Source organism: Flavobacterium sp. ZB4R12, assembly GCF_048276375.1.
Taxonomy (GTDB): Bacteria; Bacteroidota; Bacteroidia; order Flavobacteriales; family Flavobacteriaceae; genus Flavobacterium; species Flavobacterium gawalongense.
In genome coordinates, this window is sequence record NZ_JBLNKS010000020.1 from 13,174 (window position 1) to 30,577 (window position 17,404).

The window sequence follows — 17,404 nt, forward strand, 5'->3', positions numbered from 1 at the left end:
AAGTGAGTTTCTTTAGACATTCGACTTTAAGACTTTTGACTTTTGACATAATTATGGCCAAAATAGTTCCTTTCAAAGCAGTTCGTCCCACTCGTGATAAGGTATGTCTTGTAACTTGTCGTTCATACGATGAATATTCAGCGGCTGAACTGGCTGCGCAATTGGATTTTAATCCATTATCCTTTTTACATATTCTAAAACCTGCTTATACCAATCAGGAAACCGTTTCTTTTGAAAAAAGATACCGACAGGTACATCAAAAATATCAGGAATTCAAAAATGAGATTATTTTAGTCAAAGATAAAAAACCTGCTATTTATATTCATAAAATTATAACCAAAACCCATTCTTTTACAGGACTTATTGTTGGGACAAGTGTAGAGGACTATCGCAACAATATCATAAAAAAACACGAAGACATTTTAGCTTTTAGAGTCAAATTGCTTAAAGACTATATGAAATATTCAGAGTTCAATACAGAACCAGTTTTGATGACGTATCCCGACAATAAAACAATAGAAAATTGGATTTTTAATTGTACTCAAAAATTAGCCGATTTTGAATTTTCGACTACCGAAAAAGAAATACATTACTTGTGGAAGATTGAAGATTCTTTAGAAATAGATTGGCTACAGAATATATTTGCAAAAACAGAAAGTCTTTATATCGCAGATGGTCACCATCGCACTGAAGCTTTAAAATTATTGTCTGAGGAAAATGAAAATCCAGAAAACGCTGCAAAAGATTATATATTAAGTTATTTAATTTCCGAAAATAACGTCAAAATATACGAATTCAATCGTTTAATAAAAGATTTAAATGGTTATTCAAAAGAGGATTTCATCAAAGAATTGAATAAGAATTTTATTATTGAAAATAAACACCAACAGCCATTTAAACCTGCTGAAAAACATCAGTTCGGAATGTATCTTGACAATGAATTTTATAGCTTAATTTTACGTAAAGAAAATGCTTTTTTCAATACAGCCTTAGATAGTTTAGACACGCAAATTCTTTATAAAAAAGTACTCTTGCCGCTACTCGCCATCAAAGATTTACGCAATGACGAACGCATTGAATACGTGTCCGGAAAACAATCCGTATTAGAAGTAAAACATAAAATTGACCAAGGAGAATTTGAAATAGGCTTCATATTATTCCCTTCAAATATTGGAGAAATCAAAGCTTTGGCTGATGCCAATTTAATTATGCCTCCAAAAAGTACTTATATCGAACCAAAGTTCAGAAGTGGTTTAGTAATTTATGAACTTTGATTTCATATTTTAAAAAATAAATTAAAAGATTAAAAAAATGTCAATAGCTAAAAATTTACTTTCGATAAAATCTACTTTACCAGAACACGTAACCCTCGTTGCGGTTTCAAAAACCAAACCCGTTGCTGATTTAATGGAAGCATATGAAGCCGGTCAACGTATTTTTGGAGAAAACAAAATTCAGGAAATGGCGGAGAAATGGGAACAAATGCCCAAAGACATTCAATGGCATATGATCGGTCACGTCCAGACAAATAAAGTCAAATTTATGGCACAATTTGTGAGCTTGATTCATGGAGTGGATAGTTTGAAATTATTACAAGAAATCAATAAACAGGCACAAAAAAACAATAGAGTTATCGATTGTTTATTACAAATACATATAGCAGAAGAAGAAACTAAATTTGGTCTCGACGAGGAAGAACTCACTTCTCTCCTTTCTTCAAATGAATTTCAGGAAATGAAAAACATTCGAATCGTTGGATTAATGGGAATGGCTACTTTTACGGATAATAAAGACCAAATTAGAAAAGAATTCACTCATTTGAAATCGATTTTTGATGGATTACGTAAAGATGCATCAAGTAAAGACGCACTGCAGTGCGTCTCTACGTTATCAATGGGAATGTCTGGCGACTATCAACTCGCAATTGAGTGTGGAAGCACAATGGTTCGAATAGGAAGTAGTATCTTTGGAGGAAGATAAATTCAATGGCAATTTCAATAAAAAAATGAAACAAAGATGGACGTTAACGAACCTAATTTTGATAAAATTTACAATTTTGAAGATCGTTTGGTTCGTTTTGCTGGTGAAAGTATTTTCTTTGTCAGAAAATTAGAAAAAACATTTGAACTCGATTATTATAAAAATCAACTGATTTGATCCTCTGGCAGTTCGGCTCTTAATTACGGAGAAGCTCAAGGTACAATAACTAGTAAAGATTTCATTTTCAAAGTTTCATTGTCTGTTAAAGAATTGAAAGAGTCCAGAAATTCATTAAAAGTTCTTGATTATATTAAAGCAGGAGATTTAGAAGAAAGAAAATGGCTTTTGACAGAAGTTGAAGAACTTATCGCAATAGCTTCAAAAATGATAATTAACAAAAAATAATTTTTTCAATGGCAATAGCAATTACAATTTTCAATTTTTAAAATGATAAAATTGTAATTCGTTTTTTAAAATTGTAATTGATATTGATTTTTGAATTTGATATTGAAAATGTACGCAATACTCGACATAGAAACCACTGGAGGACAATTCAACGAAGAAGGAATCACCGAAATCGCCATCTATAAATTTGATGGTCATGAGGTTGTAGATCAATTCATCAGTTTGGTTAATCCTGAAATTCCAATTCAGCCTTTTGTAGTGAAACTGACTGGGATTAATAATGCCATGTTGCGTTCTGCTCCCAAGTTTTTTGAAGTTGCGAAACGCATTATCGAAATGACTAATGATTGTGTCATTGTCGCTCATAATGCTTCCTTTGATTACAGAATCTTAAGAACCGAATTCAGACGATTAGGATATGATTTTGAAGCCAGAACACTTTGTACTGTTGAATTATCCAAAAAATTAATCCCGGAACAACAATCCTATAGTTTAGGAAAACTGGTTCGTGCCCTTGGAATACCAATGGCTGACAGACATAGAGCCAGTGGCGATGCAATGGCAACGGTAAAATTATTCAAAATGCTTTTGGAGAAAGATTTAGAAAAAGAAATTGTAAAAGATTTCATTAAGCTAGAAATCGAAAAAGGAATTGCTCCAAAATTATTAGATATTGTCGCAAGTTTACCAGCCAAAACTGGTACGTACTACATTCACAATGAAAAGGGGAATCTAATTTATATTGGCAAAAGCCGAAACATCAAAAAACGTATCAACCAACATTTTACGGGAACTTCTGCTAAATGCAAAAAAATTCAAGCCGAAGTTTTCACAGTAACGTATGATGAAACCGGAAGCGAATTAATTGCTTTATTGAAAGAAAGTGAAGAAATAAAAGTCAACAAACCAATCCATAATCGGACGCAAAGAAAAAGCATTTTCCAATTGGCTTTATATGCCGAAAAAGATGAAAAGGGATATCTTAATTTGAAACTTCAGAAAGCGGATGGCAGAAAAAAAGAAATCACCTCATTCACTTCCCTGCAAGAAGGAAAAAATGCGTTGTTCAGAATTACTTCCCATTATAATTTGTGTCAAAAGTTAACTGGTTTGTATGTTTCAAAAACAAATTGTTTTCAATACAATATAAAAGAGTGTGACGGTGCTTGTATAGGAGAGATTTCTGCTGAAGAATACAACGCAAGAGTTCAGGGTTTTATAGACAAAAACAGTTTCGAAAATCAAAACATGGTGCTTATAGACAGAGGAAGAACCATCAACGAACGCAGTGCGGTTTTGATAGAAAATGGAATTTATAAAGGATATGCTTTTTATGATTTAAATTATCAAATCAACAACATCGAAATCCTTAAAAATATTATAATACCGATGCAAAACAATTGCGATATACGTAATATTATTCAAGGCCATGTTCGAAAAAGCAAAACACTAAAAATTATAAGATTTTAATCGCATTCTATTAGTCCCTAAACAAATATGCAAAGAATAAAATCAAAATTCGACAGTTTTAGACAAAAAACCAATGTCGTAATCTACGGAACAAATACGGCTTCCGGACGATTATTTGACCTCATTCTTTTAGGAATTATTGTGTTGAGTGTCATCATAGTTATGCTCGAAACGGTCAAAGGTTTTGATACAAAGTACCACAATGAACTTATTGTATTGGAATGGATTATTACGATTTTCTTTACTTTAGAATACATTCTTAGAATTATTTCCATAAAAAAACCCATAAAATATATTTTCAGTTTCTACGGGATAATTGATTTGATAGCTATTTTACCAATGTATTTATCATTCTTTTTTGTAGGAGCAAGTGTTTTAACGGTCATTCGAGCCCTTAGATTATTGCGGTTATTTAAGATTTTAAAACATCCGAAATTTTCTAGCCAATCCATTCATTTAAAAGAAGCCTTGATTGCCAGTCGAGGGAAAATACTTATTTTCATATATTTCATGTTAATCAGCAGCATAATAATAGGCTCCGTAATGTATATCGTTGAAGGAGAAGAGGGTGGTTTTACCAGCATTCCTATCAGTATTTACTGGACAATTGTAACGCTGACAACGGTAGGATACGGAGATATTTCACCCATAACTCCACTGGGACAAGCCATCGCCTCGGCAGTAATGATAATGGGTTACGGCATTATTGCAGTACCTACGGGAATTGTCACCGCTGAATTTGCTAACAACAATCGTAAAAAAAATAGAGCTGATAAAATCAACCCATGTCCTAGTTGTGGAACCGAAGGACATAAATATAACGCAAAATACTGCTATCATTGTGGTGCAGATTTATAATCTATTAATTTAAAGCTAATTCCAGTTGTACACTGCAACTCCTCGTTATTCAAGTTGTTTTTCTAAGGCATAAAAGGAGCTTCCTTTGGTCGCTCTTTTACACCACGAAAAAAGAACTTTCATAACTCCGGGGTTTTCGTTTCCACCTGGGCTAAAAAACATGAAATACCTAATAACTATTATCGGACCTACGGCTATAGGAAAAACTTCCTTGAGTATTGTATTAGCTAATTATTTTAAATGTGACATTATTTCCTGTGACAGCCGACAATTTTTTAAGGAAATGACCATTGGAACTGCTGTGCCAAGCAAAGCAGAATTAGAAACAGCACCCCATCATTTCATCCAAAATAAATCCATATTCGAGAATTATACCGTTGGTGATTTTGAGAAGGAAGCCATTGCCAAACTCAATGAATTATTTTTGACCAATGATTATGCGATTCTGGTTGGTGGTTCTGGTTTATATGTCGATGCTATCTTAAAAGGTTTTGATGAATTTCCTGAAATCGACTCGGCAGTCCGCTCAGAAATAACAGCTAATTATGAAAAATTAGGGATTGGATATTTACAACAAAAACTAGAAACACTAGATTCCGATTATTATAAAAGCTTGTCAATCGAAAATCCTCAAACTTTGCAAAACCCACAACGAATGATGCGTTTTGTGGAAGTATGTTTGGGTTCAGGAAAACCGTATTCTTCTTTTTTAAACCAGAAACAAAACACTCGAAACTTCACTCCTATTTTAATAGGTCTCGAAGCTGACAGAAAGATAATTTACAACCGTATCAATCAACGTGTTGACATCATGATGAACGAAGGTTTATTGGCTGAAGCGAAAAAATTATTTCCAAACAAGGAATTGAATGCTTTACAAACCGTGGGTTATAGAGAATTATTTAGTTATTTTGACAGAGAAATTTCATTAGAATTCGCCATTGAAGAAATAAAGAAAAACACACGAAGATTTTCTAAACGACAGTTGACTTGGTTTAAGAGAAATGAAAACACAAAATGGTTTGATTTTGAAACTCCTTATGAAGTTATTGTAGATTACATCAAAAAAAATAAAAGCTAACAAAAACTAGGAAACAATTTTAGACTGTTTTCCAAAAATTATAATTCACATAGAGGACATATCGGTATGAAAGCACTAAAACTAATTGGTAAAGTTTTATTTTTAATTTTTACTTTATATTTGATAATTCCATATTCAATAGCTTTGCAAATTAAAATTGAACAACCAAATTTTAAAAATTTAGATACTAAAAGCTTTGTCTTTTTGGGTGTAATTCTATTCATTTTTATAATAATAAACTTTAAATTGTTTTATCCTCATTTTAAAATAAATCCTAAATCTAAGAATACAAATTCGTAATTCATAATTATTTATATGCCAATAGCTCCAAATTTCACTTCCATTTTAAGCAAAGACTGGGAAATCAATTTTACTCAATGCGCACCAAATGGATTTTTAAAATACACTGACTTGTGTAATATTTTGCAGTTAACAGCAGCGGCACATTCGGAAATTGGCGGGATTAGTTTTTTGGATATGCAGGAATTCAATCAGGCTTGGGTTTTGAGCAGAATGCGTGTTGAAATTACTAAATTACCAAAATGGGGAGATATTGTAACCGTGAAAACGTGGATCAATTCGCTAGAAAATTCCCGTTCGGTACGTGCTTTAGAAATGCATGTGAATGGAGAAAAATTTGTAGGTTCTGAGACTTTTTGGGCCGTTTTCAACACGAAAACCCGCAGACCGGAAGGATTCGCTTTACCGTTTGAACATTTTGAATTATATCCAGAAAAAAGAGCTACTCAGGAAGGATTTTCTAAGATTAATTTCAATCATGAAAAAGAGATAGTTTTTGAAAAAAACGTGTTCTTGTCGGATTTAGATATTGTAAATCATGTCAATAATGTAAAATACCTGGAATGGTGTTTGGATTTGGTTGACGAAAAATTAATTCTGAATCAAGCAGTTAAAAGTTTTGAAATGAATTTCCTTAAAGAATTGTCTTTAAAAGATAAAGTAATCATTCATGAAAATATTTCTGAAAGTGAAACTATATTTAGTATTACAAAAGAGGATAAAACCAGCTTCGCTTTACAATTGAATTGGAAATAAATAATTATCTTCAAATTATGGATGATGTTAACCGATACGAATAACCCTGATTACTTCACTAAGTTAATATTTTTATTTGGTGTTCAGAATTTCATTTGAAGTGAAAAGCATTTTGAAATAAAAACCCACATTTCCCAAAGAAAAAAAGCGACCAAAGGAAGCTATCGTCTGGACACAAGTTTAAAAAGGACACAGATAACACAGATTGAAAAGATTTACACCGATTTTATGATATTATAAAAAAGACAGCCACGAATTTCACTAATTTACTCAATTAATTCGAGTAAATTAGTGAAATTCGTGGCTAAAATTTCGTCTGAATATTTGTGTCCAGACGGTAGCCAAAGGAAGCTCTTTTTTATGCTACTTTATTTTTTACAACTAATCTAAAACCTTCGCCGTGAATGTTTAAGATTTCAACATCTTCATCCAGTTTCAAATATTTTCTCAGCTTAGCGATATACACATCCATACTTCTCGAAGTAAAGTAGTTATCATCTCTCCATATTTTTGTCAAGGCCAATTCTCTTGGCATTAAATCATTTTCGTGAAGAATCAACATTTTCAATAATTCATTCTCTTTTGGAGACAATTTTATTGGTTCTTCATTATCATATGTTAGAAAACGAAGTTTAGAATTCAAATGGAATTTACCAATATTAAATTCAAATTGTACTTGCTCTGCTTTTATATCAGAAGATTTTCTTTGAATAATGGCTTTGATTTTCATCAACAATACTTCTGAATCAAAAGGCTTGTTCAGATAATCATCAGCACCTGCTTTATATCCTTTCAACACATCTTCTTTCATCGATTTTGCTGTCAAGAAAATAATTGGCACTTCATTATTCTTTTCTCTGATTTCTTTAGCCAGTGTATAACCATCTTTATATGGCATCATTACATCCAGAATACATAAATCATAAGTATCTTTTTTGAACTTTTCAAATCCTTCCATCCCATTTTTCGCTAAAGTGACATCAAAATCATTTAGCATTAAATAATCTTTTAGTACTGCACCAAAATTAAGGTCATCTTCAACTAAAAGTATTTTTTTATTTACATTTTCCATGTTCTAATTTATTAATGGTAATTTTATTATGAAGGTACTGCCTTTTCCCTTTTCACTTTCTACATAAACTTGACCGTTATGGTCTTCAACTATTCTTTTTACATACGCTAAACCTAGTCCGTGGCCTTTAACATTATGTATATCTCCTGTATGTTCTCTATAAAATTTTTCAAAAATTCTTTTTTGAGCCACTTTACTCATTCCTAGACCATTATCCTTTACTTTAATAATAACCATGTCTTTAACATTTTCGGTAAAAACATCAATCTCCGGAACATTTGGGGAATATTTTATTGCATTTTCTAAAATATTAACAAGCACATTCGTAAAATGCACATCATTTATTAATACAGTAGTTCTATTGGCGTCAAAATGACTTGTAATTGTTCCTTCTCTGTCTTCTAAAATCAAATTCACATGCTCGATAGCATCATTAATAACATCGTGAATGTTATTAGAATCTTTATTAATGTCTAATTCTTTTTTCTCCAGTTTAGAGATTCTTAAAACATTTTCAACTTGCGCGTGCATTCGTTTATTTTCATCTCTAATCATTTGAAGGTATCTAAAAACCTTTTCCTTATCATCAATTATTTTTGGATTCTTTATTGCGTCCAAAGCCAAATTAATAGTTGCTATAGGAGTTTTAAACTCATGCGTCATATTGTTGATGAAATCTGTTTTTATTTCTGATATGTGACGTTGACGAATCAATTGGTTCAATGCACTTGAATAAGCAATAATAATAATAAGCGTAAATATGATCGAAAGTACGGTTATACTAACGAGTTCAGATAACAAGAATTTCTTTTTATGAGGAAAAGTAACCAATAATTGGTATTTACTATTTCCTTCATTATCATTAAATATTGGAATCGAATACGTGGCTTCTTTATCATATTTAAAATCATCCGATTTTATTTTAGTAGCCAAATTATTGCTGTATATGCCAAATTCAAATTTTGTATTTACACCATATTCCTCTAGTTCTTTTTTTATCAATTTACGTAATAATTCTTTTGAAACTCTTTCTTCAAGAGGCATTGCGGATGCAATATCTTTAAAGAAAATTTCAAATTGCGCATTATCTAAAACATCTAAATTTCCGGATTTTTCAATCCTAACATCTGGTATTAAACTTTGTTGAACACCTGAATTATCTATATTGTTATTGTTATAAACTTCGGTAACGCGTTTAGAATTAAAACTCTTAAACCTTTCATTGTCAAATTTTTTATCAAAGAACGTTGAAGATATATTGTAATCTTCAGATATGATACTATTTGAATATATTATGGTTTTATTCGTTCTGGGATTCTTTTGAACGTAATAAAATTCTAATAAATCATTCTTTTTTGGAATCTTACCAGTACTGTCTTTATAATGATTGTATTTATCATAAAAACTGTATGCTTCCTGTTGTTGCAATTTATCGGCTACATTGCCAATAACCTGCTTGACATGAAATTTGAATTGTTCATCATTGTTTTTAAATGAGGTATTAAACCAATATACCTGAACAAGAATTATTCCTATCAGGGACAAACTCATCAACAATACGAGCAATCTAAAAAAAAGTTTATTCATCGAGACAAAATTAGTATTTTAACAATATATTAAATAATACATTAACCAAACATTAACATCTAAGACTCGTTTTGTTTAATCTTTAAAATTTTAAGAATTTTAACAACTTCTAATTTTGCCGCTTCAATTGAAGTATTTTCTATGACAAAATCGCTTTTTGAGATGCGTTGTTCATCAGTCCATTGTGCGTTTATTCGTTTTAAAACAAGTTCGCGTGTAGTCTTATCTCTTTCTAAAACCCTTTGAATTCTTGATTCTACTGGTGCTGTGACAGTTATAATTAAATCACACCTTTTATAATTTCCGCTTTCAAATAAAATGGCAGCTTCATAAATAATATATGGTGCTGCTGCATGTTGCAAAAGCCATTGATCAAAATGTCTTTTTACGGCAGGGTGAATAATTTTATTTAGTTCTTCTAATTTTTCAGGGCCATTGAATACGATCTCAGCCAGTTTTTCCCTACTCAATACATCATTTTCAAAAACAGAATTTCCAAATACCTTTTTAATTGCATCTATAATTTCTGAAGATTGCATAATTTTTCTGGCTTCGTCATCTGCGATGTAAACAGGAATACCAAATGATTGAAAATAATTTGCAATGGTTGTTTTTCCACTTCCGATCCCGCCTGTTAAACCAATTATTTTTGTCATACTAATTTTTGAAAAATAACTCGGGAAAAGCCTCTTGAGGTTTTTGCTTCAGAATGATGATTTTTATAAATGATTCTAAAAATCCTATTCCGTAACCATAAAATTGTTTCCAAACGGCTATTAATGATAAATACCCAATTTTAACACTCTTGTTCTGATAAGTAGACACCAAAAATAATACCAAAAAATAAACAAAATACAACTGAAGCAGCTGATCAAAATTGAAAACCAATAATAGTAAGGATGTAAAAAATCCTATTATAAAAACAGAAGGAAAGAAAAAAGTAAGTTTATTGTATTGTGGATACCAACTGTTAAGAATGGGTCTCGCTTTACCAAACTTATTCACCTGAATCGAAAACTTATCCCAATCAATTCTTCTCTTGTGATATACAAATGCTTTAGGAAAAAGTTTAGTCTCAAAGCCTAAATTCCATAAACGAATCGATAAATCTGGATCTTCCCCAGGATGAATATTACCAAAACCTTTGGACGCTTCAAAAGCTTTACGAGACAATCCCATATTAAAACTTCTAGGCTGAAACTTATCAATTTTTTCTGAACCGCCTCTAATTCCGCCAGTGGTAAGAAAAGAAGTCATTGCAAAATTGATTGCTTTTTGTATATCCGAAAAACTATCTAAAGCTTTATCAGGACCACCAAAACAATCTACATAATTTTGTTTTAAAGCTTTGTCAACTTCTGTTAAATACTCCTTTGGAATAATACAATCGGAGTCAAAAATAATAAAGTAATCTCCTTTTGCTTTTTTCATCCCGTAATTCCTGGAATCTCCGGGACCAGAATTTTCCTTGTAATAATAGGATATCTTTAATTTATCATCATATTTATGTACCACCTCTTCACAGGGTAATGAAGATCCATCTTCAACTATTACAACTTCAAACTCTTGATTATAATCCGATTGTGACAAACTTTCTAAAAGCTCGTCAACTTCTTCTGGACGATTGTAAACTGGAATAATTAGGGAAAATAACATAAATTTGAATGTGGTATTAAAAGGTGTATTTTTAGACTCCAAGAATTTTAACAAATATAATCTTTATCCATAAAAAAACCATCAACTATTAATTGATGGTTATATAAATACTTTTGTTTTTTATTCAAACATTTCCATTACCTCCTGACTTACTCCCATATTTGAGAATCCACCATCGTGTAATAAATTTTGCAAGGTTACTTTTCTGGTCAAATCAGAAAACAGTGTTATCGTATAATTAGCACAATCTAAGGCAGATGCATTTCCCAAAGGCGACATTTTTTCGGCAAAATTTATAAAACCTCCAAAACCTTTTACGCCTTGACCCGCAGTTGTGACTGTCGGAGATTGCGAAATGGTATTAACTCTTACTTTTTTATCTCTTCCAAAGAAATAACCAAAACTACGGGCTATAGATTCCAAATATGCTTTATTATCTGCCATATCATTATAATCAGGAAACACACGTTGCGCCGCCATATAAGATAAAGCAACAATACTTCCCCACTCGTTCATGGCATCTTTTTTGTACAAAACCTGCATTACTTTATGAAAGGAAACCGCCGATACATTCCAGCCTTTCTCAGTATAATCGTAATTTTGATTGGTATAATGATTTCCTTTTCTAACATTTACAGACATTCCGATAGAGTGCAAAACAAAATCAATTTTACCTCCAAGTATTTCCATAGCTTGATCCACCAAATTTTCTAAATCAGCTACGGAAGTTGCATCAGCAGGTATAATTTGAGAACCTGTTTTTTGCGCAAGCAAATCAATGGTTCCCATTCGTATTGAAGCCGGAGCATTAGACAACACGAAAGTCCCACCTTCTTCATGAACACGTTCAGCTGTTTTCCAAGCAATAGAATTTTCATCCAATGCTCCAAAAATAATTCCTCTTTTTCCTTTTAGTAAGTTATACATAATACAATTAATTTAAGTCTGTTTTTTATAAAAAAATAATGCACCTTAATTTCGAAATGAATAAAACCATTGTGAAATTAAGATGCATTACGGAAACTAAATATTTAATTTAGTAAATTAGGATTACCCAATACTTTCGATGTTTACCACTTCGTTTGTATCTTCTTTATAATCTACTCCACCTACTTCAAAGCCAAATAGATTGTGAAAATCTTTTCTGTATCCTTCTAAATCACCTATTTCAGATAAGTTTTCAGTAACAGCCTCAATCCACAATTTAGCTACTTTTTCTTGAACATCAGGACGCATTTCTAAATCGTCGATACGAATTCTTCCTTTTTCATCTACAGGAACTTCATTTCCGGTATATAATCTTTCTTGGTATAAACGTTGAATTTGCTCAATACAACCTTCATGAATTCCTTCTTCTTTCATTATTCTGTACAATAAAGAAATATACAATGGAATAACAGGAATCGCAGAACTTGCTTGAGTTACCAATGCTTTATTTACAGAAACAAATGCTTTTCCACCAATGTCAGCTAAACCGTCAGTGATCGCAAATGCAGTTGCTTCAAGATGATCTTTGGCACGACCTATTGTTCCTTTTCTATAAACTGCCTCAGTCAATGATGGTCCAATATAAGAATAAGCAACAGTAGTAGCTCCAGGTGCCAATAAATTTTCTGCTTTTAAAGCGTCAATCCACATACCCCAATCTTCACCACCCATTACAGCAATTGTATTTTCAATATCATCACCACTACATGGTTCAATAGAAATTTCGGAAACTTTACCAGAATGGAAATCAACAGTTTTGTTCGTAAAAGTACTTCCAATTGGTTTCAAAACAGAACGATGCATAACACCCGTAACCGGATGAACACGAACAGGAGAAGCTAAACTATAAATAACTAAATCCACTTGGCCTAAATCAGCTTTGATAAGATCTAATGTTTGTTTTTTTATTTCATTAGAAAATGCATCTCCATTGATACTTTTAGCATACAAACCTGCTTTATGAGCTTCATTTTCGAAAGCTGCAGAATTATACCAACCTGGTGAAGCCGTTTTTCCTTCAGAAGGTGCTTTTTCAAAAAACACACCAATCGTTGCTGCATCAGAACCAAAAGCACTTGTAATTCTGGAAGCCAACCCAAAACCAGTTGAAGCTCCAATTACTAAGACTTTTTTAGCCCCATTAATATTTCCTTTTGATTTTATATATTCTATCTGATTTTTAACATTTTGTTCGCATCCTTTTGGGTGAGATGTCGTACAAATAAATCCTCTCATTCTAGGTTCTATAATCATATTTGGTTATTCTTTAATTTAATTTTTTGTATAATTGTTTTTAAGCTTTCGCAAAATACTTCCTAAAAGGGAGCAAATATAAAGCAAAATATTAGTTCAACAAGGCTTTTGCGTGATTTAAGGCTGATTCAGAAACGATAGTTCCTGATAACATTTGTGCAATTTCCACTACTCGATCTTCCTCGTTTAATAACTTTAATTCAGATTGCGTATCCTCACCAACAGTTGATTTAAATACTTTGAAATGTGCATTTCCTTTTGCAGCGATTTGAGGTAAATGGGTGATGGCAAAAATTTGCATCTCCTGACTCATTTCTTTCATGATTTCTCCCATTCTGATTGCAATCTCTCCGGAAACACCGGTGTCAATTTCATCAAAAATTAGTGTTGGTAATTTTGAATATTGTGCTAATATTGCCTTAACAGCCAGCATAATTCTGGACATTTCTCCACCGGAAGCCACTTTTTTCAATAAGCCAAAATCAGTTCCTTTATTGGCAGAAAATAAAAACTGAAGTTCATCTTTCCCATTTTGAAAATACGTTTCGGTAGCATTAATGTCAATTTTGAAACGGACATTAGGCATTCCCAAAGTTTCTAAAATCGCAATCAACTTTTGAGATAAAACCGGAATAGATTGGAATCTATTATTATGAATTATAGCCGACATTCCATCTAACGTAATTGTTTTTTGTTCGATCGAATGCGTCAATGTTAGGACTTCTTCTTCTATATTTCCTAATTCTAAAACTGAATTTTCTAAGTTAGCTTGGATTTCAAGTAATTCATCCACCGTAGTAACCTGATGCTTCTTTTGCAAATTAAAAATAACCTGCAACTTTTGACTAATTAAATCCAATTGCTCCGGATCATTAACTAGTTTTTCTGAACAGCGATTCATCTCATCCGAAATATCATCAAACTCAATCGTTACGCTTGTAATTCTTTCCAATAAAGAATGATATTCAGCTGAAAAAGGAGCGATTTTTTGTAATGAAATTTTAATTTCTTTCAAATTATTCAAGACTCCTATCTGTTCTTCATTGGCAATAGCCAACCCTTTATCGATCGATTCTTTAATAATCTCCACATTGTTCAACTTCTCAAAATCAGCTTCAAGAGTTTCTTGCTCACCTGATTTTAATTGAGCCGCAACTAATTCATCCAATAAAAAAGTATTGTATTCCTGTTCTTTCTTAGATTCACTTTGTCTTTTCAGTAACGAATTCAATTTGGATTTATCCGATTTATAACTTTTCAAAAGCGATTGGTAATCCAGAATCGTCTCTTTATTATTGGCAATGGCATCTATAATATCGAATTGAACGTTTTCATCCGAAAGTTCTTGGGTTTGCTGTTGCGAATGAATATCAATTAAGAACAGACTCAATTCCTGAAGTTCCTGAAGATTTACAGGACTGTCATTGATAAAAGCTCTTGATTTCCCTGAAGGGAGGATTTCACGTCTAATTATAGTTTCATTTTCATAATCCAAATCATTGGCATCAAAAAATGGTAACAAATTATACTTTGAAATTTCAAAATGAGCTTCAATAATACACTTTTCTTCTTTATTCTTTAAAGAAGTTAAGTCCGCTCTTTTTCCTAAAACCAGTCCTAATGCTCCTAAAATTATTGATTTACCAGCACCTGTTTCTCCTGTAATTGTTGAAAAACCTTTTGAAAAATCGATAGTCAATTTTTCTATTAAAGCATAGTTTTTTATCGAAAGTGACGTTATCATTTATATATTGTTTTGTGATGAGGAGCTAAGGATTAAACTAAAAATTGAAGCCCAATTAATATTTTATCAGCACCCATTTACTTGAATTCAAAGGAGAAATTTTATTCAGATTATCGACTAAATCTGATATAGTGATACTTGGTCCGCCAGAAAATATAGAAACTATTTCATCTGATTTGGCATCAAAAAAAACACGCGTTAAAAAGGCATTAGGTCTTGAAGCATTTAATTTTGCCAGATTAATTAACGACCCTTTTATTTTTTCTTTAGAGGCTTTTAAATCCTGACTCATCAGGTCTAATCCGGTATGATAGTCATACATGGTTTGTCTGACTTGTTTAAATGCCGGGGATAAAATATCGTTTATCAAAAAATATCGATTTTGATTTCCATCCGTTTGCCCCCATCCTTTTGAACCTCCTTGTTGCGCAACATTGGAAATATTTTGGGCTATTTCAAAATTTGGATTTCCAGATTCCAAAACAAAAGTATCCGAATCCATTCCTAAAATCACATAACTGTAAAACGCTATTACCGAAACTAAATTAGAATCGAAAGTAGTTGGATTAAAAATTAAATTTTCAAACTCAGTATATCTAAAACTAAAGTCTTTGTCATTATAATTTAATACAGGAGATGCATAGGAGGAATTAAAAACTGGTCTTGATGATTGTACCTGAATAGTGGCTGTAAATTGGTCTGCGCTATTCGATGAAACGGTAATGTACATCGAGCAATTAATCTTTTCGTTTTGCTTGAAAGTCTGCCCTGTCCAATCCGTTTTGTTTACAAATTCACTTATCGATGTTTCCAGGGTCTTGAAAACTTGCTGATTTGCATTACTTAATTTTTGTGCATTTACTGTCACAGTACAATTTAACTGTTGCGCTTGCGTAAGCCCAAAAGTCAGTAGTAAAAGAAAAGTAATTATTTTATTCATCTGTAGCCTCTATTGTTTCTTATGGGTCATCTGTAAATCACACATCATCATTGCCGTTTGAATTGCAATCCGCTAGCTCATTTCATAAAAGTGCGCAATTACTTTATTTAGAATATCATCGGCAACTGCTTCTTTCGATTTCAATTCCATGGCTTCGATAGTAAAAAACTTATCTATAAAAGTAACTTTATTTGTTGCCTTTCCAAAACCAGCTCCTTTATCCTGCAAAGAATTTAGAACTATCAAATCTAAGTTTTTTTTCTGAATTTTCAACTTAGCATTTTCAATTTCATTTTCTGTTTCCAAAGCAAAACCAATTAAAAACTGATTTTTTTTACTTTGACCTAAAGAAGCCAGAATATCTTTTGTTTTCTCCAGTTCAATAGTGAAATCATCAGCATTCTTTTTTATCTTTTGCGAAGCTACATTCTTAGGCTTATAATCCGCAACTGCAGCAGCTGCAATTGCAACATCTACATCAGCATAATAAAGATGACAGGCATCATACATTTCCTGAGCAGAAACCACAGGAATCACTCTTATCAATGGATGGGTTGCTTTACAATGTGTAGGACCAGTAACTAATAGTACTGAAGCACCCAGATTTGCAGCACTTGAGGCAATATCAAAACCCATTTTTCCCGAAGAATGATTTCCTATAAAACGTACAGGATCTATCGCTTCGTATGTGGGACCGGCAGTAATTAATATTTTTCTTCCTTTTAATGGCAATCTGCTTTCTAAATCAGCTTCTATAAAGGCAACAATGTGTTCGGGTTCGGCCATTCTTCCTTCTCCTGAAAGTCCACTTGCCAATTCTCCACTTTCAGCAGGAATTATGGTGTCACCAAATTGAGTCAGAGAGAAAAAATTAGCAATGGTGGAGGGATGTTTGTACATATCCAAATCCATTGCAGGCGCATAATAAACTGGACATTTTGCCGATAAATATGCTGCAATCAAAAGATTATCACAAGTACCATTTGCCATTTTTGACAAGGTATTAGCAGTAGCAGGAGCAATAACCATTACATCAGCCCAAAGTGCTAATTCAACATGATTATTCCATCTTTCGTTTTGCTTCGCCAGTTCGCCCAGGTTGTCGTCCTGATTGTAAAAGCTGGAATATACAGGATTTTTAGATAACGTAGATAACGTTAATGGAGTTATAAAATCCTTAGAAGCAGGTGTCATTATCACTTGGACATGTGCACCTGCTTTTATGAAAAGTCGTACTAATGAAGCTGTTTTATAGGCTGCAATTCCACCAGAAATACCTAGTAAAATTTTCTTACCGATTAAAACTGACATTAC

The 17,404-nt window shown here is 32.3% G+C and carries 16 protein-coding genes and 1 pseudogene; 8 read left to right on the forward strand and 9 right to left on the reverse strand.

The annotated features are described in order from the left end of the window. Positions 1-53: 53 nt before the first annotated feature. From ACNO7W_RS14325 to ACNO7W_RS14360, 8 genes and pseudogenes are all read left to right on the forward strand, one after another. A complete protein-coding gene (locus ACNO7W_RS14325; RefSeq protein WP_417938675.1) occupies positions 54-1,274 on the forward strand; it encodes a DUF1015 domain-containing protein in 1,221 nt (406 codons plus the stop codon). A 37-nt stretch (positions 1,275-1,311) separates the two neighbouring features. Further along, the gene (locus ACNO7W_RS14330) at positions 1,312-1,980 is read left to right on the forward strand and encodes a YggS family pyridoxal phosphate-dependent enzyme (RefSeq protein ID WP_417938642.1); all 669 of its coding nucleotides are present in this window, start codon (positions 1,312-1,314) and stop codon (positions 1,978-1,980) included. A gap of 36 nt (positions 1,981-2,016) precedes the next feature. Beyond that, positions 2,017-2,157 carry a hypothetical protein gene (locus ACNO7W_RS14335; protein WP_417938643.1) on the forward strand — a complete coding sequence of 47 codons (141 nt, stop codon included), beginning with the start codon at positions 2,017-2,019 and terminating at the stop codon, positions 2,155-2,157. Positions 2,158-2,169: 12 nt separating this feature from the next. Next, a pseudogene (locus ACNO7W_RS14340) lies at positions 2,170-2,385 on the forward strand (four helix bundle protein); the annotation flags it as partial. Positions 2,386-2,493: 108 nt separating this feature from the next. Continuing rightward, entirely contained in the window at positions 2,494-3,855 is a 1,362-nt protein-coding gene (locus ACNO7W_RS14345) for an exonuclease domain-containing protein (protein WP_417938644.1), read from the forward strand. 27 nt (positions 3,856-3,882) lie between these two features. Next, on the forward strand, positions 3,883-4,713 hold the full coding sequence (locus ACNO7W_RS14350; RefSeq protein ID WP_417938645.1) for an ion transporter: 831 nt from the start codon (positions 3,883-3,885) through the stop codon (positions 4,711-4,713). A 160-nt stretch (positions 4,714-4,873) separates the two neighbouring features. Beyond that, positions 4,874-5,794: a tRNA (adenosine(37)-N6)-dimethylallyltransferase MiaA gene (gene miaA / locus ACNO7W_RS14355; protein WP_417938646.1), complete on the forward strand. Its 921-nt coding sequence runs from the start codon at positions 4,874-4,876 to the stop codon at positions 5,792-5,794. A 315-nt stretch (positions 5,795-6,109) separates the two neighbouring features. After that, on the forward strand, positions 6,110-6,850 hold the full coding sequence (locus tag ACNO7W_RS14360) for an acyl-[acyl-carrier-protein] thioesterase (RefSeq protein ID WP_417938647.1): 741 nt from the start codon (positions 6,110-6,112) through the stop codon (positions 6,848-6,850). A 358-nt stretch (positions 6,851-7,208) separates the two neighbouring features. Here the strand turns inward: ACNO7W_RS14360 and ACNO7W_RS14365 are convergent, their stop codons facing one another. The 9 genes from ACNO7W_RS14365 to coaBC form a co-directional block, all read right to left on the reverse strand. Further along, positions 7,209-7,922: a response regulator transcription factor gene (locus ACNO7W_RS14365; RefSeq protein WP_143386527.1), complete on the reverse strand. Its 714-nt coding sequence runs from the start codon at positions 7,920-7,922 to the stop codon at positions 7,209-7,211. Between the two features lie 3 nt (positions 7,923-7,925). Then, positions 7,926-9,509, reverse strand: a complete 1,584-nt coding sequence (locus tag ACNO7W_RS14370; RefSeq protein WP_417938648.1) for a sensor histidine kinase — start codon at positions 9,507-9,509, stop codon at positions 7,926-7,928. A 59-nt stretch (positions 9,510-9,568) separates the two neighbouring features. Then, positions 9,569-10,165 (reverse strand): dephospho-CoA kinase, encoded by a 597-nt coding sequence (gene coaE / locus ACNO7W_RS14375; protein ID WP_417938649.1) that lies wholly within the window; start codon positions 10,163-10,165, stop codon positions 9,569-9,571. A gap of 1 nt (position 10,166) precedes the next feature. Then, positions 10,167-11,165, reverse strand: a complete 999-nt coding sequence (locus ACNO7W_RS14380; protein WP_417938650.1) for a glycosyltransferase — start codon at positions 11,163-11,165, stop codon at positions 10,167-10,169. 120 nt (positions 11,166-11,285) lie between these two features. Beyond that, on the reverse strand, positions 11,286-12,095 hold the full coding sequence (locus ACNO7W_RS14385; RefSeq protein ID WP_417938676.1) for an enoyl-ACP reductase FabI: 810 nt from the start codon (positions 12,093-12,095) through the stop codon (positions 11,286-11,288). Between the two features lie 120 nt (positions 12,096-12,215). Next, positions 12,216-13,406: an enoyl-ACP reductase FabV gene (gene fabV, locus ACNO7W_RS14390; RefSeq protein WP_417938651.1), complete on the reverse strand. Its 1,191-nt coding sequence runs from the start codon at positions 13,404-13,406 to the stop codon at positions 12,216-12,218. Between the two features lie 91 nt (positions 13,407-13,497). Then, positions 13,498-15,150, reverse strand: a complete 1,653-nt coding sequence (recN, locus tag ACNO7W_RS14395; protein ID WP_417938652.1) for a DNA repair protein RecN — start codon at positions 15,148-15,150, stop codon at positions 13,498-13,500. A 55-nt stretch (positions 15,151-15,205) separates the two neighbouring features. Continuing rightward, a complete protein-coding gene (locus ACNO7W_RS14400) occupies positions 15,206-16,090 on the reverse strand; it encodes a DUF4835 family protein (protein WP_314897574.1) in 885 nt (294 codons plus the stop codon). Positions 16,091-16,162: 72 nt separating this feature from the next. Beyond that, positions 16,163-17,401 (reverse strand): bifunctional phosphopantothenoylcysteine decarboxylase/phosphopantothenate--cysteine ligase CoaBC, encoded by a 1,239-nt coding sequence (coaBC, locus tag ACNO7W_RS14405; RefSeq protein ID WP_417938653.1) that lies wholly within the window; start codon positions 17,399-17,401, stop codon positions 16,163-16,165. Positions 17,402-17,404: the final 3 nt, after the last annotated feature.